Origin of the sequence: Sphaerisporangium sp. TRM90804 (assembly GCF_029846175.1) — a bacterium.
GTDB lineage: Bacteria > Actinomycetota > Actinomycetes > Streptosporangiales > Streptosporangiaceae > Sphaerisporangium.
In genome coordinates, this window is the sequence record NZ_JARWAC010000018.1 from 23,364 (window position 1) to 43,553 (window position 20,190).

Sequence of the window (20,190 nt, forward strand, 5' to 3'; positions counted from 1 at the left end):
AACCGCCCCGGCGAGGCACCCGCGAGACCGAGCGGCGTAGGGACGCGTGACGCCGGCGCGTCCCTACGCGGGCGGTCACCGAAGGGATCTGGTGACGGCTCGGTCGCCGTAGAGGATGCCGCGGCCGTAGCCGCTGAAGTACACCCGGCCATAGACGGCCGGATCGCCGGTGAGCGCTTCGGGGGTGCCTCCGTACTGGTGCCGGTCGTCGTTGACGCGCACCCAGCTCGCGCCGGCGTCGTCGGAGCGGAAGAGGCCGCGCTGCCCGCCGATCAGCGCGCCGGTGTACAGCGCCGGGTAGGCCCGGCCGGGCGCCGCCTTGCCGAAGCCGATGTTGTCGGCCTGCTCCACGCCGGACACCCTGGTGAACGTGGCCCCCGAGTCGGTCGAGTGCCACAGCCCGTAGGTGGTCCAGGTGGCGCCGCCGGCCACCCAGATGTCGCCCTCGCGCCCGGGCACCGCCTTGACGCGCAGGTTCCAGTTGGTGGCCGGCAGCCCGGTGGCGGCGCTGGCGGTGAAGCTCGCGCCGCCGTCGGTGCTCACGTAGAAGGTGCCGTTGGAGAACGCGTAGAACTTCATGGGATCGACCCGGTCGGAGGTGATGATCGCGTTGGCGGGCACCCCGGTGGAGGCGGTCCAGGAGGTGCCGTAGCCGACCGAGTGGACCACCTGTTGTCCCGAGTCGCCCGGCGCCCAGACGAACCGGCCGCCGTCGGCCGCGGCGGCGATGCTGCCGCCGACGTTCACGCCGCTGGGCTCGGTGCCCTGGAACCAGGTGGCGCCGCCGTCGGTGGAGAACGCCGCGTGACTGTCGCCGGGCCGGTCGGCGTCGTTGAAGTCACCGGCCCGCACGATGACCCTCGGGTTGCGCTCGGCGAAGTCGATGCTCCTGGTGGTGGTGAAGACGGGCGAGGTGAAGATCGTCGCCGGTGACGCGTTCAGGTCGTCGTGGCGGAAGCCGCCCACGTCGCCCATGGCGCTGAGCAGCGCGCCGCCCGGGGGCTTGATCAGGCCCTGAACCGCGCCCTCCTCCAGGCCCTCGACCTCGGGAGTGATGGCGACGGTGCCACCGGTGTCCCATGCGGTCAGGTTCTTCGTGCCGGCGATGCCCGGGCCGCCGTTGAACAGCATGCGGTCGGAGTCGAACGGGTCGATCTCCATCGACGAGATCGCCTGGCCGATCTTCGGCACCAGGATCGGCGGGTTGGACTGCTCGCCCATGGTGACCCACGGTGTGTCGGTGATGTCGAAGTCGTACCGCAGCGTTCGGTCGGGCCAGGCGCCCCAGTCCCAGATGCGGCTCCAGGTGGCCCCGGAGTCGGTGCTGCGCCAGATGATGCCGTCCGGCCACCAGGACACCTGGGTGCCTACCATGATCGTGCCGGGGTTCCGGCGGTCGACGGTCAGGCCGGAGTAGCCGAAGTAGTCGTCGTCGCTGGTGGAGGGGACGGGGCTGATCCGCGTCCACGCGCCGGTGACGGTGTGGTGCTTCCACACGTCGCCCTTGCCGCCGCTGAACGGGCCGGTGGTGTCGCTGGTGGCGATGTAGAGCAGGTGGTTGACCGGGTCGAGGACGCCCTTGTGCGGCAGGTACCCGGTCGGCGCGCCGGCCAGCGGAGCCCAGGTCGCGCCGCCGTCGGTGCTGCGGTACACCGGGTTGGCCTTGTCCGCGACGCCCACGTAGACGGTCTTGCTTCTGGTGCCCGCGCGGCCGGTGGACTTGTCGAACGTCACCCACACCAGGCCCGCGTCCTCCGCGCCGCCCGGCGTCTGCGGGTCGTCACCCGAGTTGGGGAAGGCGGTCACCCGCGCCCACGTCACGCCACCGTCGGTGCTGCGCCACAGGCCGTTCCCGCTGGGGGCCGCCAGGTACAGGATGTTGTCGTTGTTCGGGTCCACCGCAAGCCGCTCGCCCATGGTGCGGCCCGACATGTTGCCGCCCAGGTGGAACGGCAGGACCGTGGTCCGCCAGGTGTCACCCTTGTCGTACGAGCGCAGGACGGCGCCGTTGTTGGGGTCCACGCCGTTGGTGTACATGCCGACGGCGGCCCACACCTTGTTCGCGTTGACAGGGCTCGCGGCGACGCTCGCCACGCCCATGTACCCCCACTTGTCCCAGCTCACCCAGTCCAGCAGAGGCGTCCACGACTCGGTGGCGCCGTTCCAGCGGTACATGCCGCCGACGTCGGTGCGCGTGTAGGCCAGGCCTTTCTGCGCCTGGCTGAAGACGATGCCCGTCACGAAACCGGTGCCGCCGATCTTCACGTTCCTGAACCGGTAGGGCTCCGACGGGGGCGACGCCGCGACCGACGCCGCGGACGACGTGACCGCCGCGGAGGCACACAGCACGGCCGCCACCAGGCAGGTGACGATTCTGAAGACCCCCCGCCAACCTGATCCACCGCTTGTCATTCCGCTCCTCCAAGTTGGTCAGGAACCTGTAGGGCCGCGCGGACAGTCAGGGACGCACCCCGGCCCGCCGACCGAACGAGGCCGGCCGGTGGCGAGCCGGGCACACGATGATCAGCGTGGATCTCCGCGGCACGTCCCGGGAAATGAATGTTGTTAGCGCTCACTCTTTGGGCGCAGGTCTGTCATCCTCCGAGTCCTTCTCTGGCATGACGATGACGCTGTGGAGCAAATCCGATACGTGCGGACTCGTCAAGGACGCTTAAGCGGCATCCATCCGACCCACGCGGATCCACCGCCGTCTTACTGGTCCGGCGCCATCCCACCCGGAAGGCGCCGTACTGAAAATTTCATTCTCGCCGTTCAACTGACCAGCCAGAACGTCCGCAGAAGGACTGCGCCTTATGTGTCCTCCAGGTAAGCGATCATCGGGAAGCTCCGGCAAGCCTGCTTACCGGGTGGTGGTCTTTCGTGCGAGTTCTGGAGCGGGTTCGCGACCGGCAGTACCGCGCCGAAGGCCACGAGGGTCAGCCAGATGATCTGCGACTGCAGAGTGGTGAGCTGGACGATCTCCGCCCGGAGGCTGGTGTACTCGGTGACCGCGAATTGCATGCGATCCGAGTCGGGACGCGGAACCTCTGGGGCAACCGAGGCGACAGGTCGAGAACGGCGAATTCGGGGAAGAAAGCCCATTCCTCCATTCCACCTCCTGAACGCTCGGCGCGGCCTCGAATCACAGCGGGCACCGAACAGCCGATCAGCCGAAACCTGATGGCCGCTGCCCTTTTCACCTTCGACGAAGACGTGCTCCCGAAGAGCGAAAGTTTCGAATGCACACAGAAACTTGCCATAGATCCTTTAATTGTCAATAATTGACGACGTAAGCAAGTGTCCGGAGCACAAGCACCAAGGAGGCAGCTGTGACCATGATCCACCGTGCCGCCAGGCTGGCACTCGGCGCGACGGCCGGGCTGGCGCTCGCGCTGCCCGGCACGACACCTGCCTCGGCGGCGACGTGGGAACTGCGCGACTTCGAACAGCGGATCTGCGTCACGCCGAGCGGCGGCCACCCCGGCACGTACTTCATAGCCGCGGTTGTCGGAACCTGGTCGACGACCGTCCAGATCGGACTACAGAACCTGCCCCCCGGCGCCACCAGCGCGGGCGGCACACCGATCCCGCCCGGATCCAACTACCCCAATCCCAGCAGCGGGGCGACGACGGTGAACGGCTTCGTCCAGATCTCGATCGCGCCGCTCCCGGTCGGGGTGTACACCCCGCTGCTGACGGCCTCGGACCACACGGAGACCCAGTCCGTCCCCGTCACCATCAACGTGAAGGAGAACTGCTACTAGGGCAGTGGCAGGAACTCTGCCCTACTGAGGGCCGACAGGCGCGCTCGCGTCGTCGCAGCGCAGGTGTTCGGTTTGCAGGCGACCCGTCAAGAGGTTCACGGCGAACTGCCGGCTGGTGGGGATCTGACCGGTCAGAAGTGGCCATCCGGTTTCGTTCCCTTTTCTCTGCGCGCGGGACGGGTGAAGATGGTGGCGAAATGATCGTTACGGCCTGGACGGTGGCATCGGCCAGGCCGGGCCGCCCTCGCGGCGGCGACTCGGAAGGATTCCATGGCGCACATCGAGCTGGGGAACGACGCTCCCGGGATCAGGGGCCTGATGCAGTACCGGCCGGAGACCGGCAGGGTGCTGAACGAGCTGGCCGAGGTCCTGTTGCGTGACGAGAACTCGCTTCCCAGAGGCGAGCGCGAGCTCATCGCCTCCTACGTGTCCACCCTCAACCAGTGCCGGTTCTGCTCGGCCTCACACAAGGCCTTCGCCGCCGCGCAGTTGCCCGGCGGCGCCGAGTTCGTCGCGCACGCCTGCTCCGACCTGGACACCGCCCCGATCTCCGACAAGCTGAGGGCACTGCTGAACATCGCGGGGCACGTCCAGCAGATCGGGACCGCGGTCACCGAGAAGGACGTGGCCGTGGCCCGCGAAGCCGGCGCCACAGACATCGAGATCCATGACACCGTGCTCATCGCCGCCGCCTTCTGCATGTACAACCGCTACGTCGACGGACTGGGGACCTACGCCCCGGACGACCCGGCCGCCTACGAGCAGATGGCTCAGGTGATCGTCTCCAACGGCTACGCACCCCGCCCGGAACCCACGACCTGAACTGCCCCGTCCGGCCGGGTGCGCTGCTCATCCGGCCGGACGGCGGAGCCGGCCCGCGGGCGGACCGGCCGAAAAAGCCGCAGCGCCGGCGCGCGAACGCGGCCCCGGACTCCAGAACGGCGCTTCGAGGCAGGACCGCGATGCGCAATCCTCGGCACAGCCGGATGAGCATCGCGTCGAACATCTACCCGCAGGTGCCGCGGAGGTCACCAGAGCGGCTTCGAGTCCGCTCAGCGGCACTGAAAGACCCGGCCCGTCAAAGGTCCGCCGTCTGACGGGCCGCCTGATCACTCTCCGGTGAGATCTTGTGCCGGTCCGGGCCCGCCGATATCCTGAAAGGCTTTCCACTCCACTGGAGGCGCCCTGCCGGGGGCCTGACCGCGAACCGAAGAAAGGAGCGTGTCGCCGTGAAGCGGCGAACCTAGCCGCCCGCCCGGAAGGTCCGGGAGCCCGGGCGGCGGTTCCGTGAGGAACGAGATGTCCCGTACGGACAAGACCAAACCGCTGAGAGTGCGCTACGCCGAGCACAACCCCCTGCCGGTGCACGATCACCGTTTCGGCCCCTGTGACCTGCCGTCGACCCCGTCGTGGGGCGACGACGACACCCGGTGCCGGTGGCGGAATCCCTACTCGATGCTGTTCGGCGGCACCTGCTGTTCAGGCTGCTACAGACGCGCCTGCGTCAAGGAGCGGCAGCAGTGGGACAAGGAGGCCAACCGCAGGGAGCGCTACACGGCCCGGCGGGACGCTCGCCGCTACGTCACCGGCGAGTTCGACGACTGACCCCGATAGCTGCACCTCGCTGCTGTAGGCACAGCGAAAGGCCGCCTGCGAGGGATCGGAAGCGGCCTTCGGCCTCTGTCGGGACGACGGGACTCCGGTCGGTCGCCTACCACCCTGCGCCCCTGACGCCGAACGGGGCTGAACGGGCCGGTCGCTCCGGCACGCCGGCGACGGCCGCCGAGGCCGCCGCCGCCGTGGGGAGGCATGGGTGGGGGTATCAGTCTGTGCAGATGGTGTTCTGGGCAGGCAGGGCGCGTTCGGTCAGGTAGCGATTGGTCGTGTCCCGGACGCACTGCGAGATCGCGAACATGCTGTAGTCGTCGCCCTCACGACTGAGCACCACGCTGCCGGGCAGTTGGCGCGCCATGGCGTACCCCGCCGCGTGCGGTGCGAAGACCTGGTGCGTGGACTGCACGATCAGCGCGGGCGGTGCGCCCGATACCGGCTTGCCGGCATCCACCGGCTTGGGCGGGACCGGCCAGCCGATGCAGCCGGACAACGCGATGGCGGAGGAGACCGCTCCCCCCAGATGCGGGGACCTTTCGACGAGCCGTCGCTGCACCCGGGACAGTTGACCGAAGGAGCGGATCCGCCTCGGGTCGTCCGCGCACGCCCGCGCGTGCACCGGAGCGAGCGCCGTCCTGTCACCGGAGGCGGCGAACAGGGTGGCGTCCCCGGCCTCCGCCTGGAGGATCGCCGCGGCGAGCCGCGGCCAGCCGATCTGGACGACCGGGAGGAGCGGCTGAGTGGCCTCTTGGATGTCCTCGCCGGTCATGGGGTGGCGCACGGCGCCCGCGGGGATGGGCCGGCGGTTCGCACGGCTGACGAGCGCGTCGTACCTGGCCGCCGCGTCCTGCCCTCGCAGCGCGCAGTCTTGCGAGGTGGAACACCGCTCGGCGAACCGGTTGAAGGCGTCCTCCGCGGCACCCGCCTCCTGGAGTGCCCGGTCCGCGGGTGACACCGTGTCGTCGACGGCGGTGTCGAGGACCATGGTCCGCAAGCGGCCGGGGAAGAGCTTGGCGTAGGTGCGGCCGAGCAGATCGCTGTATTTGATCCCGTACCAGTCGAGCTGCCGCTCGCCGAGCGCGACCCGTACGGCGTCGAGGTCGCGAGCGGTGCCGGCCTGGTCCATGTGCGCGACCAGGGAACCGTTGCGGCGCACGCAGTCTCGCCCGAGCGTGCGGTTATGGGCCACAAGCTTGTCGAAAGCCGCCTTGCTTTCGGGGAAGTAGCTGATGCCTGCGGGCTTCAACGGTTCCGCGCAGCGGATGGGCGTGCTGTGCCCGGCGCCGCGGGTGTCGACGGCGAGCAGGTCGAATCGCTGGGGCATCGCCCCACCGATCTGTGTCAGTCCTTCCAGGGCGTACCGGAACTGCTCGATCGCCGACAGGCCGCGCCCGTTGTTGATCAGCAGCGTGCCGATGCGGTGTGCGGGGTCGAGCGCGGGTTGGCGGACCAGCGCGAGCGTGAGGTGAGCGCCCCGAGGCCGCGACCAGTCCACGGGAACTCGCATCGTGCCGCACTGCTTGCCGGCGAAGACCGGGTCGGTGCAGGCGTCCCACTCGATCCCCTGCGTTGACCGCTGCCGCTCCGCCGGCGCCGCGGCCGCGGCCGCGGGTGTCGCCACCGTGGCTGCCACCGCAGCGGCGAGCACCCATCGCCAGTGCCGACGTAGTCGGCTCATCTGATCGTTTCGGAACACTCTCGTTGTCTCCCTTGTGGATTTCTCGGCTGACCGCGCCGTCGAATTCCCGTGCGGAACGACGACCGATGCGGTCGGCGTGTGGGTCCGCGCCGCCGACCGTTGTGGATGCAGGCCGGAACCGAACGCGTCGAGCAGGAGCTGCCGCACCGGGACCGGCCCCTGGGAACCGCTGGAGCGGCAGGGGTGCCGCTGGTCGCTCGACCGCCGGCCAGAACCGCGTGCTCATCGCCCCAGGTGGCACGGCTGTCGCTCGTGCTGACCGACCCGCGGGTCCGTGACGAGGCGTGGGCCCTGATCCCCGCCTGGAAGGACCCCGCGTAGCGCCTCTGAGCTTCCCCTTCACCCGGCCGGGGAGCGATGCTTCTCCGTTCCCGGCCGCCGGCCCACCCAGGCGGTGAACCCCTCCACAAACCCGAGCGCCAGGGCGGATGAGGCGGCACGGCGAAACGGCTGAGATGCTGCTGATCAAGCCCGGGATGACGTTCCCAGCGAACCAGGAACCGGGAGTAATCCACTAACGAATGCCAACGCCTATGATCGACGTTCTCTACTTCCCCCGTAGAAGCCGCTTCCCGTTATCGGGCAGCCAGGGACTCCAGGGCGGCCATGCTCTCCAGGGAGAGCATGCGCGCGTTCTCCAGGGCCACGACCACCCACCGGTCGGTACGCCACACCACGACGAAAAGCTGCATGGAAATGCGCGTCGGCGGCTCCTCCTCCCCCGGCATCAGGATGCCGACGCGGCTGTGGACCACGCCGACGCCCGGGCTGACGATCCGGGCGAACGGCACGTCGCCCCCCACCAACTGGGAACCTTTCATCACCGTGCCGAGGAGCACCTCGTGCGCCGCGATCATGTCCGCGCGGCTCAGGTAGATGGTTCCCTCAAGGTCCGCGAACACGGCGTCCTCGGCGAAGCCTGCGAAGAAACCCGCGACGTCCCCGCGGTTCCAGGCCGCATACATCTGGGACGGAATGGCGCTGATCGCCTCGATCGACTCTTCTTCCATGCGATCACCTTTCTGTAATTTGCGCATCACCATCCTTGCCGGGCTCGGCGCCGGGCGCCATGACTGTCCGTGCACGGTTGCTGGATTTCAGCGCCGCCGCGTTGTAGCCGTACGTCGCCTTGAACAGCCTGCTGAAATGCGCCGGATGAGCGAATCCCCAGCGCGCCGCGACAGCCGCGATCGTCCGGTCGCTCTGTGCCAGGTCGGCGCGGCATCGCTCCAGGCGGCGCCGGCGGATGAGAGCGGCGACGGTCAGCGGCTGTCGCTCGAAGAGCTTGTGGAGCCGGCGTACAGAGATGCCGTGTGCCGAGGCGATCTTTGCTGGGACGAGATCCGGGTCCGACAGCCGCGCCTCGATGTAGCCGAGAACGCGGTCGCGCAGCGCCTCGTCGGGACATGGGCGTGCGTCGCCCAACTGGGCCGAGAGCGCCACCGAGATCAGCTCGATCACCGCGGCCGCCGACCGGTCCGCCTCGCCGGCGCGGAACCCCGTCAGCGACCGGACCATGTCCCGCGCCAGAGAGGACACCAAGGCCCCGGGGCCTTGGTGTCCTCTGATGCGTACGCCCGCCAGGCGGGCGGCGTCGCCTGGCCGAAGCCGCAGTTCCCGCCGGGGCACCAGCATGGTCACGTGCGTGGAGGCGGTGCTGGCGAACCGGACCGGCCGTGCCGGGTCGATGAGAACCAGGTCGGTCGGCCAGAGCTCGGCGGTGCCGCGACCCTGCTCGACGCGCGCCCGTCCCCGCGTCACCAGGTCGATCTGCCACAGCTCCTCGTCGACATCGCGGGCGCACCGAGCGTCTCGGAAGCACTCGCCCTCAGGCGTGACCAGCTCGATCAGCCTGAGAGGCCCCAGGTCGCGCGCCACGACGGCGGCACGGAACTCCCCGCCGTCGTGCCGTCCGCTGAGCACAGGCGGCACCCCACTGGCCGCGAGCGTCTCCGCGAAGGTTTCGATGTCTGTGATCACAAGCCCCACGGTAAGTCCAGATGCTGATCGCCGGCGCGTTGACCTCGAAGGTCGCCGACTGGAGCCCGATGCGGCACGACCGCCTCACGGCCCGGTCAGTCAAGATCGGGCAACGCGAGTTCAACCCTCATTCGGAGCGGGCGTCGACGCACGCCCCGACGAACGCTCCCTCACCCGAGGGATACCGGACTTGTATCCCGGCCTTCAGAAAAGCGTCCGGAATCGCGTCGCAGAAGGTCCAGCGCTCAGTGGAGTTCGCGGCTCCAGCCTTCACGTCGACGTACGTGGCGAGTTCGTCCAGGATCTGGGCCACGTCGTTCCGTTTGACCTCCTCGCCCGTAGGCATGGCCAGCACCACCGGGTTGGCATCCCCGAGCAACGCCACCGCCGTCGGAACCAGCCACCCCAGGGCCGCCAAGGCGAGAACGACTCCGACGATGGCGAGCCATTTCCGCGCCGCCCCCTTCGACGGCTGAGGCACGGCCGGCAGAGGCGCCTGCGGTGGCAGCGGAGCCGTGGTGGGCGTCCAGTCGCCACCGTCCCACCAGCGCAGGCAGGGCCGGCCGCCCGGGTCGGGATAGAAGCCGGGCCGAAGCGGAACGCCGGGCCGCGGCTGCTGCGGTGTGTTCACTGCGTCTCCCCGCCTTCAACGTGCTGCCGCGAAAAGGGCATTCGTGATCTCGGTAGCGAAGGCAAGGTAGCAGTCGCCCGCAGGCCAGGGAACCAGCACTCACCAGAAGATCACGAAATTGGCGCCGGCGCCGGGATTCAGCCGCCGTTTGGATGAGGCGACGGTTCTCCGTCCGCCCTGACGCCGACGATGATCACGCCGCTTACCTGCGGAAGTTCCAGAAAACGCAGGTACGGCTGGAGTGAGGTGTGGCAGGAGGCCGTGTCCCAGAGCTGGGAGTACTGGGACCAGGCTTCCGGCGGGTGGGGAATCTAGCCTGTTCGACATGGCGATCTCAAGGCTGGGTGACTACCTGCGGGGTCGGCGCGCGCAGGTGACGCCGCCCGATGTCGGTCTGCCCGAGGACGGGAGACGAGGCGTCCCCGGCCTGCGTCGCGAAGAGGTCGCGAGCTTGGCGCGCATCAGCGTCGACTACTACCTGCGGCTGGAGCAGGGTCGTGAGCGGCGACCGTCGCCGCAGGTCCTGGACGCACTGAGCGACGCGTTGCTGCTGGACGACGACGCTCGGCTGCACCTGTACCGAGTCGCGGGGATGAGTCCGCTGCCGCGCCGCGAGGGCGGTGTCGAGCGTACCGATCCCCGGTTGCTGGCGTTGGCCGAGCAGTGGGACCGCACGCCGGCGATGATCCTGGGGCGGGCCTACGACGTCCTGGCCGTGAACGCGTTGGGGCGTGCGGTCTTCCGTCACCTCAAGCCCGGCACGAACCTGCTGCTGGCGATGTTCCTCGACCCGTCGGTCCGTTCGTTCTACGGCGACTGGGAGACGGGTGCGGCCAACGTGGTCGCGGGATTCCGTTTCCTGGAGGGCGCACGGCCGCACGATCCGCGGATCCAGGAGGTGCTGCGGACGGCCATGGAGGACAGCCGCGAGTTCGCGGGCCTGTGGCGGCGACGCGACGCGCGGGGCAAGTCCGACGCGGCGAAGGTCCTGCTGCATCCGGACGTCGGCGAGCTCACCCTTCGCATGGAGACCTTCGACGTGCGCTCCGCCCCGGGGCAGCAGTTGATCGTCTACCACACGCTCAGGAGGGCACCCGGACCGCGGACGCGCTGCGCCTGCTCGGCTCGCTGACGGTGACCCGGCCCCGACACGGCGACGACTCGCGCGAGGGGGTCTCATGAGGGCTCGTTCCTGGACCGTGCTCGGTGGCGCGGGCGTCGTCGCGATGCTTCTCCTGGCGTTCTCGGTGCGGCCGGACAGCCGGGGCTCCACGTCTCCTGACGACGCCGCTCAGCGAAGGCAGGAGGTGTCCGCGTCGTCCGCGACGCAGACACCGCCCGGGCGGACACCGGGGACGCCGCCGGCCGAGGGCGGAGAGATGTCGCCGCACCCGTACGTCGGGATGTGGGTGACGGCCGACGGGCACATCCGTCAGATGCTCCTGGCGAACGGCCGCTACGACGAGGCCCGCGGAAAGCGGGACAGCGCCTACACGGGTGCCTACCGGGTCGCCGGGACCCGGATCGAGTACGTCGACGACACCGGCTTCAGCGCGGACGGGACCTTTGACGGAGACGTACTGCACCACGGGGGCTACGTCTTCTACCGCGAGGGCAGCGACGCGCATCAACAGGCTGCACCACGCCGTGCTGGACAAACCGGCTGCCGCCGACCTGCTCGATCTGTCTCGTGTTGTGCTGGACTCGGCTCACGTACGGGGGAAAAAGGGGGCGACCATACAGGTCCGAGCCCTGCGGACCGGGGCAAGCCGGGTTCGAAGATACACGTCCTGTCCGACCGGTCCGGACGGCCCCTCGTGGTTGGTGTCTCCTCTGGCATCACCCACGACAGTCAGGGTCTCAAGCCCATGGCGACCCGGCTCCAAATGAGACGCGACCCTCGCCATGGCCATCCCGTCAAGCCGGGCAAGCTGCACGCGGATAAGGCGTATGACCGCGATGACCTGCGCCGGTGGCTGCGCGGCAAGCGCATCGCCGTCGGTATCGCCCGCCGGGGAATCAAGTCCGGTCAGCGATTGGGCAGGCATCGCTGGGTGATCGAACGGACCATGTCCTGGCTGACCGGCCATCGACGACTCACCATCCGCTACGAGCGCTACTCCGGCAACCACCTGGCCTTTCTTTGCCTCGCTGCTGCCCTGTGCCGCCACAAGCGATTTGCCCGGCGCACCACGTAGGACAAAGTCTCAATGCCGGCTTTGTACGGCGAAGCCGCCGGGACCGATCGGGCCCGGCGGCTTCGAGACGTCCTCTCAGGGGAGGCGTCACGAGCAGGCGACGGCCAGCTCCTGCGTGGCCTGGCTGGCCTTCGTCGCGAACTCGGTCATCTTCGTCGCGGCAGCGGGGTCCGAGACGTCAAGCTTGAAGGCGGCCCAGGAGTCGCCCATGCCGGTCAGCGCCGTCTTCAGGTCGCCGTCGGCCTTGCCCGCGAGGGTCTTGAGCGTGGAGGCGAGCTCGCCCGTGGCCGTGTTGACGGCCTCCAGGTTCCCGGCGGAGGCGCCTGCCTTGCTGCTGTAGTCGGTGAACGCCTTGGTGGCCTCCTGGCAGACGGCCGACTTGTCACCACCACCACCGCCGCACGCGCTGCTCAGGGCCATAAGGGCGGACGCCGCAGCAACGGCGAGAGTGCTCCGGAGCATGTTCATGATTGCCTTCCTAGTGTTCCTGTTACGCGGCAGACACTAGGAACGACCCCTTACAGCTCGATTACAGCTCGCTTACGACACCGGGCCCCGATACAGGCGGTCCGCCCCCGCGCCGGCGTGGACGCCGTGGCGGGCGAGCGTCATGGCCGCCACGGCCGTCACGCCGCACAGTAGCCACACCCCATCCCCGAAGGCGGTCCAGGCCGCCACGCCGAGGATGGGGCCAAGGGAGTTGGCGAGACCGAACATCGCGTTGGCGGCGCCCAGGTACCGGCCCTGGTGCCCTCCCCGGCCGGCCTGGGCAGGGTAGGCGAAGTACATGGACGGTGCTCCGGCCATCTCGCCGAGCGTCCACACCAGGGTCGCGACGATCATGCCGGCTACTCCCCACGGCGGCGCGTACAGGGTCATGCCGAGGCCGGTGAGCGCCATCCCGCCGAGGATCGCCAGGCGCGGCGGCCGGCCCTGGACCAGCCGGGTGACGAGCAGCTCGCAGGTGATCACGAAGACGCCGTTGACCGAAATCAGCACGGCGTACACCACCACGGGCATGTGGTGGTCGCGGATCGCCAGCGGGAGCGTGGACAGGTACTGCACGTAGACGAGGGAGTGGAGCAGCAAGGCAGCGAGAAACAGCAGGTAGGGGCGGTCACCGAGCATCGTGCGTCCTCGGGCGGGCGGCGCGGCCGGTCCGAGGGCCGGAGCTGCGGCGAGTCCAGGAGACGTTTCCGCCCCGGCTCCCGAGCTCGAGGCGGGGCCGGACTCCGGGACCGGGGCGGGGCGACGGGGCAGGGCGACGCCCGCGATCACGGCGTAGGAGATCGCGGCCAGGGCCTCACCCCAGAACAGGAGGCCGTAGGAGACCGACGCGAGCGCGACGCCGGCCAGCGGGAGGGCGGTCGCGCCGAGGTTGACCGCGAGCCGGTTCATCGCGAAGACCATCAGCCGCCGCTCCGGCGGCACCAGGTCGCTGAGCATGCTCGCCGAGGCGGGCCGGTACGCCTGGCCGACCGCGCCGGTCAGCGCGATCAGGACGATCTTCGCGGGGTACGGCCCGAGGTAGTAGACGCCGAGGAGCAGCCCCGCCGTGCACGCCATGGAGACGACGATCGTGCGGCGCCCGCCGAGCAGGTCCGCCAGCCAGCCACCCGCCAGCATGCCGCCGATGGACCCCGCGCCGTACGCGCCGAGAGCGAACGCCGCCTGCGTGTCCGAAAAGCCACGGTCGGTCATGTAGAGGATGGCGAAGACCTGGAGGAAACCGCCCAAGCGGTTCACGAAGGTACCGGCCAGCAGTGCCCGGGCGGCGGGCGGCGTCGCGCGCCAGGTGTCCAGGGCTCCGGCCCCGCTCAGCGGAGCCGGCACGCGTGGGCCCCTTCCTCGGGCGACGCGGCGTCTTCGCGTCCGCCCGCCCGGAACGGGTGCCGACTTCCGTTGGCCGGAAGCGGCCATTTCCCCCCGCCGCCATGCCCGACTTCTCCTGGCCTCGACGCGGAGAATACGCAGCACATCCAGCACTCACAGCATTCCTGGATCTTGAGTCGATGCTCCGGGACCGCCGCTCGTCGCTTAACACCGCTCATTGACACGCTACTTGACTCTTGATAGGAAGCCCATGGCATTATTCGATTCTAACAACACAGGGAAGCGTGTGACCATAAAGGCGTTACTGCGACAGCCTTATCTTCCCGGCCTACCCCTCGGAGATTATCTCGATCAAATCGGCAAACGTTTCCCTGATTTCGGCCGCGTCCTCTGGTTCGACCGAAAAGGCGCCGCCGAGGCGCTGGCCGGGCTGTCCGCGACCACGAACGAATTCGAGACCAACGACGACGACGGCCGGGGCGACTCCTATCGCCGGGCGCAGCTCAATCGAATGATCCGGGCGCGCGGCATGCGCACGCTGTTCACCCTCGCCGCCGGGGTGCCGGACATGGAATCCATTCCGCCCGGCTGGACCCTGCTCGACCTCCTCGGCGGGGACGGACTGCTGGCCCGGGTCTTCGCGACCATGGCTCCCCGGCCACGCCACGCCGTGATCACCAGCGACATGGCCGGTCACATGGTCGCCGCGGCGCTGCACGCCGGGCTCCCCGCCATCCGCCAGCAGGCACAGTTCCTGTTCATGCGGGACGAGTCCGTGGACGCGGCGCTGCTCGCGTACGGCACGCACCACATCGCGCCCGAGGACCGGCTCGGCGTCTGCCAGGAGGCGGCCCGGGTGCTGCGGCCCGGCGGACGGCTCGTCCTGCACGACTTCGAAGCGGGCGCCCCGGCCGCCCTGTGGTTCTCGGAGGTCGTCCACCGATATTCCAAGGCGGGCCATTCCTATCACCATTTCACGGCCGCGGAAATGGCGGGTCATCTGAAACTCAGCGGGCTCGGATCCGTCCTGGTTCGCCGTGTCTACGACCCGCTGGTCGTACGCGGAGGCTCAGCCGCCGAGGCGCGCAACCTGCTCGCCGACTACCTATTCGACATGTACGGGCTCACCGGCCTGGCGTTTCCGCAGACCCCGCTGGACGACCTCCGGCAGACGGTGTGGAAGCTCGCACGATACCACTTCGCGCACAGTGCGAAATACGCGCCCGACGACGCCGGATCCGAATGGAAACGGGAGCCGGCCGTCTACCGCGACGGCGCCGAGTGGGTGGCCGAAATCCCGAGAGTGGCCCTTGTGGCCGTCGGCGAGAAATGACCGAGGAGAGACCATGTGCGGAATCACGGCGGAAATAGCCGGGCCGACCGGCGGCGTGCCGGGCACCCGGGTGCAGGTGATGCTCTCCGAGATCCGTCATCGCGGCGACGCCGAGCATTTCGGCGGTGTGGCCGAGCTTCCGGGCGCGGCGCTGGGCTGCAACCGCCTGGCCATCGTGGACCGCGCGACGGCCGCCCAGCCCATGTCCGACACCGCGCGGAACGTGTGGGCGACGTTCAACGGCGAGATCTACAACCACGCCGAGCTGCGCCGCGAGCTGGCCGGGCTCGGCCACCGCTTCCAGACCGCCTCCGACACCGAGGTCCTGGTGCACGGCTACCGCGAGTGGGGAGCCGACCTGCCCCTCCACCTCGACGGCATGTTCGCGTTCGTGGTCTACGACGCCTCCCGGCGGAGCTTCCTGTGCGCGCGGGACCGGTTCGGGGTGAAGCCACTGTACTGGGCCCGGGACGGCGACCGCCTACTGTTCGCGTCCGAGATCAAGTGCTTCCTCCCGATCCAGGTGACTCCCCGGGAGTTCCCGCCCGGCCACCTGATGGTGGACGGCGCGGACCCGCACCGCTACGACGAGCGGGACGACAGCCCCCTGCCAGACGGCGAGGACGAGCTCGTCGCCGGGTTCCGCGGGCTGATGGACGATGCGGTGCGCAAGCGTGTCCAGACCGACCTGCCGATCGGCGTGATCTACAGCGGCGGCGTGGACAGCGCGGCCGTCCTCGGGCTGGCGGCCCGCCACCACCCCGACGTGACGGCGATCAGCGTCGGCTTCCCGGGCGCACCTGACCTGGACTTCGCCGAGCGCTCCTGCCGGGACCTCGGCATCCGGCAGATAACGCGGCACCTGGAGTACGGCGAGCTCATCGACAGCATGAAGTCGATCGTGCAGCAGGTCGAGACCTTCGAGGTGATCGACATCATGGACTCCTGCGTGATGGCCCCGGCCTACGAGGTGGCGCGCGAGCTCGGCCTCAAGGTCGTGCTGGTCGGGGACGGCAGCGACGAGTCGCTGGCCGGGTACGAGCTGTTCCGCGAGCACCCCGACCCGGTCGCCATGAGCCGCTACCGCGTGATGAACCTGCACCGCACCGACCTGCAACGGGTCGACCGGCTCTCCATGATGAACACCGTCGAGGCGCGCGTCCCCTTCCTGGACCGCGAGGTGGTGGACTTCGCCTGGAAGCTCCCGATGGAGTACAAGTTCCGTGACGGCATCGAGAAGTGGATCCTGCGCGCGGCGATCAGCGGCGTGATCCCCGACTACCTGGCCTGGCGCCCGAAGATCAGAATGCCGCAGGGCACCGGCCTGCTGTTCCAGCTCATCGACTTCGCCCGAGGGCAGGAGACGGGCCTGGACGGCGAGCTGCTGCGGGAGATAGGCCTCGACCAGCCCGAGGCGGCCTACTTCCTCCAGGCGTACCTCGACGCCGGCTACCCCCTGCCGCCCGCCCGTTACCGCAGGCCCGGCTGGGACTTCGCGGCCAACGGCTACTTCGTCTTCCAGGAGTAGGCCGATGACCAGACCCCCGATCCTGCTGGTCTACGCGCGTGGCGGACCGCCGCTCTCCGACGTGCTCCCCCGCGTCGCCGCGCACGCGGAGGTCCATCTGCTCGCCATCTCCGCGCCCACGGCCGGGGGCGGGGCGGCCATCGCCGCGCACTGCGCCTCCGTCCTCGACGCGACCGGGGACGGGCTCGCGGGCGAGGCGCTGGCGGGCCGGATCGTCGAGGCGGCGCGGTCCGTCCGCGCCCAGGGCGTCCTCACCTTCTCGGAATTCGCCCTGATCGCCACCACCGTGGCCGCCGACCGGCTCGGCCTGCCCGGGCCGGGCGGCGAGGTGATCAAGGCGCGCAGCAAACGGCTCATGCGGCGGACGTGGGCCGAAGCCGGCGTGCCGGTCCCAGGTTTCCACCCGGTCGACTCGGTGGAGGACCTGCGCCTCGCCTGGACACTGCTCGCCTCGCCCGTGCTGCTCAAGACGGCGTGGGGCGCGGGCTCCATCGGCCAGGTCGTCGTCGAGCGGCCGGAGGACATCCCGGCCGCGTACGCCCGGGCCCGCGCCGCCGCCGAGAAGGCGCGGCAGGCGAACATGGCGGAACTCTACGTGGCCGAGCCCGGCGAGCTCATCGCCGAGGAGATCATCGTGTCGAGCCGGTCGTCCTGGCACGACGACGCACGTTACGCCGACTACCTCAGCGTCGAGGGCCTGGTCGTCGAGGGAACCTACCACCCGGTGTGCATCACCGAGCGGCTCCCCACGCTGCGCCCGTTCGTCGAGCGGGGCAACCTCGCGCCGTCCGTCCTGCCCGAGCCGCTGCAGCGCGAGATCGAGCGGGCGTCGGTACAGGCCGTGAACGCGCTCGGGCTCGGCACCTGCGGCACCCACACCGAGATGAAGCTGCTGCCCGGCCGGCGAGTCTGCCTGCTGGAGACGGCTGCCCGCTTCGGCGGGCACCTGCTGACCCGGCAGGTTGAGGCGATCCACGGCGTCGACCTGGTGGGAGCCCTGACGATGGCCTCACTCGGGAAGAACCCGGGCCTACCCAGGCAGATGATCACCGGCCCCGGCCGCCGGGCCGCCGGCTCGGTCAACATGATCGCGGCCGATTCCCTGGGCGTCCCCTGGAGGAGCACACCCACGTTCGAGCCCACCCACCTCGACCTGCGTTCCCTGGTCTCGCCCCGGAGCCACATCGAGATCGTGCCAGACCTCACCAGCCTGCCGCCGGGAACGCCCATGGCGTCCTTCGACCCACCACGAGGTTCCCTCAATCTCGCCGGGGTCTTCTACATCGAAAGCCCCGACTCCAGAACCCTGGCCCACGACGCGTACACAATCCTGAACCAACTGGAAACAGCGATGACCGCCGCCTCCACGTCCACCTCGGCCTGACACCGCCTCCCTGGCGATCGCGGCAAGCCCGCCAGGGAGGACCGTCCGGGTGCGGCGCGGAAATCAGGAGGAACGGGTCGTCAGCCACTGACGCCCCCAACACCCGACGACAGGCAGCGCCGACCACACATCTCAATTCCGGGCGGCAGAAAGACCCTGTCGCAATCCTGCGAAAGGGGCCTTCGCAGTGCGGAGGCTCGGGTCTCGACGACGGCTGAATCCTGGCTCTGGCACTAATTTCGTGATCTTCCGGCGGTTGGCTGCCGGTGTTGCTGAACATGCTGGGTGACGATCTCGGGGTTAGTGACGGTCCTGTTCCCTCATCTGGCGTGCCTGCAGATCGACCAGATGGGCTGCTCGGGGAGATCGGTACGGATCCGGGCCAGGACCCGGACGTCACAGGCTGCTTGCCCGCAATGCGGGATGGTCTCCCAGCGCGTGCACAGCAGCTATGAGCGGCGCATGTGCGACACCGCGGTCAGCGGCCAGGAGACAGTGCTGCACCTGCGGGTGCAGCGGTTTTGGTGCGGCAACGACGACTGCGGCAAGCGAACCTTCGCCGAGCAGGTACCCGGGCTAACCATCCGCTACGGACGCTACAGCGTCCCGCTCCGCACGCTGCTGCAGATGATCGGCCTGGCGCTGGGCGGCAGGACCGGTGCCCGGCTCACCCACCACCTGGCCGCAGCGGTGAACCGCATGACGCTGATCAGACTGATTCGATCCCTGCCCGACCCCCAACCAAGCTCTGGCCCCGAGGTGCTCGGAGTGGATGACTTCGCCCTGCGCCGCGGCCACACTTACGGCACGATCCTGATCGACATCACCACCCGCCGACCGATCGACATGCTCCCGGAACGATCATCGGAGGCGCTGGCCACCTGGCTCAACGGGCGGCCCGATGTCCAGGTCGTCTGCCGGGACCGGGCCGGCTGCTACGCCGACGGCGCCACCCGCGGTGCGCCGCAGGCGATCCAGGTCGCCGACCGCTGGCACATGTGGCGCAACCTCGGCGACGCCGTCGAGCGCACCATCACCAAGCACCGCACCCACCTACGGGACCTCCCCCCCGCGCTCGCGGTAAGGGCACCACGGTGCGCCAGTATCTGCAGCCCTGGAGGGTTCAGGTCACGGTGAACCTGCCGCACCCGCCGCCGCCCCCAGCGTCCGCCAAGCCGCCGGCTGGTTCCTTCGCAATCCCGATGACCTCGACGCCGACGAGCAACAGCACCACCGGACTCCGGCTGGTGATCTTGCCGACATTAAGAATGATCTGTTGACCTGCGGTTCTCGCAGGTCAACAGACCTTCTCGTCTGTCGGGACGACAGGATTTGAACCTGCGACCCCTTGACCCCCAGGACGTTGGAGTAGGCGTTTCCACAGTTCAACGGCCATCAGGGAGCAGTGATCGCCGTGCCGTGACCTGAGGGTCGTTCATCAACGTGTATGGCGTGTGGTCCCCATCTGGTCCCCAACTCAGCGGAGCAGTCTCGATGAGCCTCATCAGGTGAAGGTGGACTGCTACTGAAACTCCATGCCGCAACAGAAACAGCGCGTACCGCCGTTACGCACCCGCATGAAGATCACCCCGTGGGTGCGGGGCGACGTCCACCCGCTTCAAGTTGGGATAGTGAATTTCGGAGTTGCCCGCGGGCGCCTGCGGGGATGCTCCCGGGGCGTCGCCCGTGCCCGCCGTGGAGGTGGTGTCGGCCCCGCGCCTGCGGGGTTGGATGCGCTGAAAATTCTGAAAGCGGCACAGGACGACGAGCGCGAGCTGGTGTTCTCCACCGGGAGCGGCATGCCCCTGTCGGCGCACAACACACGCCGCGACTTCCGGAAGGTGCTCGACGACGCCGGCCTGACGGGGAAGGAACGGCCCCCCAGGGAACTGCGGCGCAGCTTCGTGTCTCCGCTCCCCGACCATGACATCCCGCTTGAGGACATCTCACGCCTGGTCGGGCACTCCAACACGGTGGTCACGGAGACCGTCTACCGTCACCAGATCCGGCCGGTCATCCAGGACGGCGCGACGGCGATGGATGCCCATGTATGTAGCGGCTGCGGAGGATGGCGGGAGCGGCGAGGGCCGGGTAGGCGCGGATGCTGGGCGCGCAGCCACTTCGCCGCGATGGAGGCACCCGACCTGCTCGTCGAGGTCATCAGAGCGTTCTTCCGCCCCCTCCGATGACCTCCTGACCCCGGCGGCTCTGGCCGCCGGGGTTCGTTCG

Annotated in this window: 19 protein-coding genes; 11 read left to right on the forward strand and 8 right to left on the reverse strand. The window is 69.2% G+C overall.

The annotated features are described in order from the left end of the window. Positions 1 to 75: 75 nt before the first annotated feature. Together PYR91_RS23650 and PYR91_RS23655 are read right to left on the reverse strand one after the other, a co-directional pair. On the reverse strand, positions 76 to 2,412 hold the full coding sequence (locus tag PYR91_RS23650) for a xyloglucanase (RefSeq protein ID WP_279782909.1): 2,337 nt from the start codon (positions 2,410 to 2,412) through the stop codon (positions 76 to 78). Positions 2,413 to 2,811: 399 nt separating this feature from the next. After that, positions 2,812 to 3,021, reverse strand: a complete 210-nt coding sequence (locus tag PYR91_RS23655) for a hypothetical protein (protein WP_279782911.1) — start codon at positions 3,019 to 3,021, stop codon at positions 2,812 to 2,814. Between the two features lie 314 nt (positions 3,022 to 3,335). On the opposite strand from PYR91_RS23655, the gene PYR91_RS23660 reads away from it, so the two are divergent. The 3 genes from PYR91_RS23660 to PYR91_RS23670 all read left to right on the forward strand — a co-directional run bounded on the left by PYR91_RS23660 (position 3,336) and on the right by PYR91_RS23670 (position 5,369). Beyond that, the gene (locus tag PYR91_RS23660; RefSeq protein WP_279783126.1) at positions 3,336 to 3,764 is read left to right on the forward strand and encodes a DUF5980 family protein; all 429 of its coding nucleotides are present in this window, start codon (positions 3,336 to 3,338) and stop codon (positions 3,762 to 3,764) included. Positions 3,765 to 4,034: 270 nt separating this feature from the next. Continuing rightward, complete coding sequence (locus PYR91_RS23665) at positions 4,035 to 4,586, forward strand: carboxymuconolactone decarboxylase family protein (RefSeq protein ID WP_279782913.1); 552 nt, start codon at positions 4,035 to 4,037, stop codon at positions 4,584 to 4,586. Positions 4,587 to 5,063: 477 nt separating this feature from the next. Then, a complete protein-coding gene (locus PYR91_RS23670) occupies positions 5,064 to 5,369 on the forward strand; it encodes a hypothetical protein (protein ID WP_279782915.1) in 306 nt (101 codons plus the stop codon). A gap of 217 nt (positions 5,370 to 5,586) precedes the next feature. Here PYR91_RS23670 and PYR91_RS23675 read toward each other — a convergent pair whose 3' ends face one another. Then, complete coding sequence (locus tag PYR91_RS23675; RefSeq protein WP_279782917.1) at positions 5,587 to 7,053, reverse strand: alpha/beta fold hydrolase; 1,467 nt, start codon at positions 7,051 to 7,053, stop codon at positions 5,587 to 5,589. A 126-nt stretch (positions 7,054 to 7,179) separates the two neighbouring features. On the opposite strand from PYR91_RS23675, the gene PYR91_RS23680 reads away from it, so the two are divergent. Continuing rightward, positions 7,180 to 7,395, forward strand: coding sequence for a hypothetical protein (locus PYR91_RS23680; protein WP_279782919.1), 216 nt, complete (start codon positions 7,180 to 7,182; stop codon positions 7,393 to 7,395). A gap of 254 nt (positions 7,396 to 7,649) precedes the next feature. Here the strand turns inward: PYR91_RS23680 and PYR91_RS23685 are convergent, their stop codons facing one another. The 3 genes from PYR91_RS23685 to PYR91_RS23695 form a co-directional block, all read right to left on the reverse strand. Then, a complete protein-coding gene (locus PYR91_RS23685; RefSeq protein ID WP_279782921.1) occupies positions 7,650 to 8,084 on the reverse strand; it encodes an SgcJ/EcaC family oxidoreductase in 435 nt (144 codons plus the stop codon). 4 nt (positions 8,085 to 8,088) lie between these two features. Beyond that, the gene (locus tag PYR91_RS23690; RefSeq protein WP_279782923.1) at positions 8,089 to 9,054 is read right to left on the reverse strand and encodes a helix-turn-helix domain-containing protein; all 966 of its coding nucleotides are present in this window, start codon (positions 9,052 to 9,054) and stop codon (positions 8,089 to 8,091) included. A 127-nt stretch (positions 9,055 to 9,181) separates the two neighbouring features. Continuing rightward, the gene (locus PYR91_RS23695) at positions 9,182 to 9,685 is read right to left on the reverse strand and encodes a DUF2510 domain-containing protein (RefSeq protein ID WP_279782925.1); all 504 of its coding nucleotides are present in this window, start codon (positions 9,683 to 9,685) and stop codon (positions 9,182 to 9,184) included. Between the two features lie 325 nt (positions 9,686 to 10,010). Here PYR91_RS23695 and PYR91_RS23700 point away from each other — a divergent pair, with 325 nt between their 5' ends. Both PYR91_RS23700 and PYR91_RS23705 read left to right on the forward strand, forming a co-directional pair. After that, positions 10,011 to 10,817, forward strand: coding sequence for a helix-turn-helix transcriptional regulator (locus PYR91_RS23700; protein ID WP_279782927.1), 807 nt, complete (start codon positions 10,011 to 10,013; stop codon positions 10,815 to 10,817). A gap of 46 nt (positions 10,818 to 10,863) precedes the next feature. Next, on the forward strand, positions 10,864 to 11,883 hold the full coding sequence (locus tag PYR91_RS23705) for an IS5 family transposase (RefSeq protein ID WP_279782928.1): 1,020 nt from the start codon (positions 10,864 to 10,866) through the stop codon (positions 11,881 to 11,883). A gap of 87 nt (positions 11,884 to 11,970) precedes the next feature. On the opposite strand, the gene PYR91_RS23710 is transcribed toward PYR91_RS23705, so the two are convergent. Both PYR91_RS23710 and PYR91_RS23715 read right to left on the reverse strand, forming a co-directional pair. Further along, positions 11,971 to 12,351, reverse strand: coding sequence for a hypothetical protein (locus PYR91_RS23710; protein ID WP_279782929.1), 381 nt, complete (start codon positions 12,349 to 12,351; stop codon positions 11,971 to 11,973). Positions 12,352 to 12,423: 72 nt separating this feature from the next. Then, positions 12,424 to 13,716: an MFS transporter gene (locus tag PYR91_RS23715; protein ID WP_279782930.1), complete on the reverse strand. Its 1,293-nt coding sequence runs from the start codon at positions 13,714 to 13,716 to the stop codon at positions 12,424 to 12,426. A gap of 286 nt (positions 13,717 to 14,002) precedes the next feature. Here PYR91_RS23715 and PYR91_RS23720 point away from each other — a divergent pair, with 286 nt between their 5' ends. From PYR91_RS23720 to PYR91_RS23740, 5 genes are all read left to right on the forward strand, one after another. Then, positions 14,003 to 15,049: a methyltransferase domain-containing protein gene (locus PYR91_RS23720; RefSeq protein WP_279782932.1), complete on the forward strand. Its 1,047-nt coding sequence runs from the start codon at positions 14,003 to 14,005 to the stop codon at positions 15,047 to 15,049. Between the two features lie 13 nt (positions 15,050 to 15,062). Beyond that, positions 15,063 to 16,577: an asparagine synthase-related protein gene (locus tag PYR91_RS23725; RefSeq protein ID WP_279782934.1), complete on the forward strand. Its 1,515-nt coding sequence runs from the start codon at positions 15,063 to 15,065 to the stop codon at positions 16,575 to 16,577. 4 nt (positions 16,578 to 16,581) lie between these two features. Further along, complete coding sequence (locus tag PYR91_RS23730) at positions 16,582 to 17,961, forward strand: hypothetical protein (RefSeq protein WP_279782935.1); 1,380 nt, start codon at positions 16,582 to 16,584, stop codon at positions 17,959 to 17,961. A gap of 348 nt (positions 17,962 to 18,309) precedes the next feature. Next, positions 18,310 to 19,098, forward strand: a complete 789-nt coding sequence (locus tag PYR91_RS23735; protein WP_279783127.1) for an ISL3 family transposase — start codon at positions 18,310 to 18,312, stop codon at positions 19,096 to 19,098. Between the two features lie 590 nt (positions 19,099 to 19,688). After that, positions 19,689 to 20,150, forward strand: coding sequence for a tyrosine-type recombinase/integrase (locus PYR91_RS23740; protein WP_279782937.1), 462 nt, complete (start codon positions 19,689 to 19,691; stop codon positions 20,148 to 20,150). The last annotated feature ends 40 nt before the right edge of the window (positions 20,151 to 20,190 follow it).

Excerpts from the sequence above, each read along its gene's own strand:
- PYR91_RS23650 (WP_279782909.1), bottom strand. The coding sequence starts at position 2,412 with ATGACAAGCGGTGGATCAGGTTGGCGGGGGGTCTTCAGAATCGTCACC.
- PYR91_RS23655 (WP_279782911.1), bottom strand. The coding sequence starts at position 3,021 with ATGCAATTCGCGGTCACCGAGTACACCAGCCTCCGGGCGGAGATCGTC.
- PYR91_RS23660 (WP_279783126.1), top strand. The coding sequence starts at position 3,336 with ATGATCCACCGTGCCGCCAGGCTGGCACTCGGCGCGACGGCCGGGCTG.
- PYR91_RS23665 (WP_279782913.1), top strand. The coding sequence starts at position 4,035 with ATGGCGCACATCGAGCTGGGGAACGACGCTCCCGGGATCAGGGGCCTG.
- PYR91_RS23670 (WP_279782915.1), top strand. The coding sequence starts at position 5,064 with ATGTCCCGTACGGACAAGACCAAACCGCTGAGAGTGCGCTACGCCGAG.
- PYR91_RS23675 (WP_279782917.1), bottom strand. The coding sequence starts at position 7,053 with ATGAGCCGACTACGTCGGCACTGGCGATGGGTGCTCGCCGCTGCGGTG.
- PYR91_RS23680 (WP_279782919.1), top strand. The coding sequence starts at position 7,180 with ATGCAGGCCGGAACCGAACGCGTCGAGCAGGAGCTGCCGCACCGGGAC.
- PYR91_RS23685 (WP_279782921.1), bottom strand. The coding sequence starts at position 8,084 with ATGGAAGAAGAGTCGATCGAGGCGATCAGCGCCATTCCGTCCCAGATG.
- PYR91_RS23700 (WP_279782927.1), top strand. The coding sequence starts at position 10,011 with ATGGCGATCTCAAGGCTGGGTGACTACCTGCGGGGTCGGCGCGCGCAG.
- PYR91_RS23705 (WP_279782928.1), top strand. The coding sequence starts at position 10,864 with ATGAGGGCTCGTTCCTGGACCGTGCTCGGTGGCGCGGGCGTCGTCGCG.
- PYR91_RS23710 (WP_279782929.1), bottom strand. The coding sequence starts at position 12,351 with ATGAACATGCTCCGGAGCACTCTCGCCGTTGCTGCGGCGTCCGCCCTT.
- PYR91_RS23725 (WP_279782934.1), top strand. The coding sequence starts at position 15,063 with ATGTGCGGAATCACGGCGGAAATAGCCGGGCCGACCGGCGGCGTGCCG.
- PYR91_RS23730 (WP_279782935.1), top strand. The coding sequence starts at position 16,582 with ATGACCAGACCCCCGATCCTGCTGGTCTACGCGCGTGGCGGACCGCCG.
- PYR91_RS23735 (WP_279783127.1), top strand. The coding sequence starts at position 18,310 with ATGGGCTGCTCGGGGAGATCGGTACGGATCCGGGCCAGGACCCGGACG.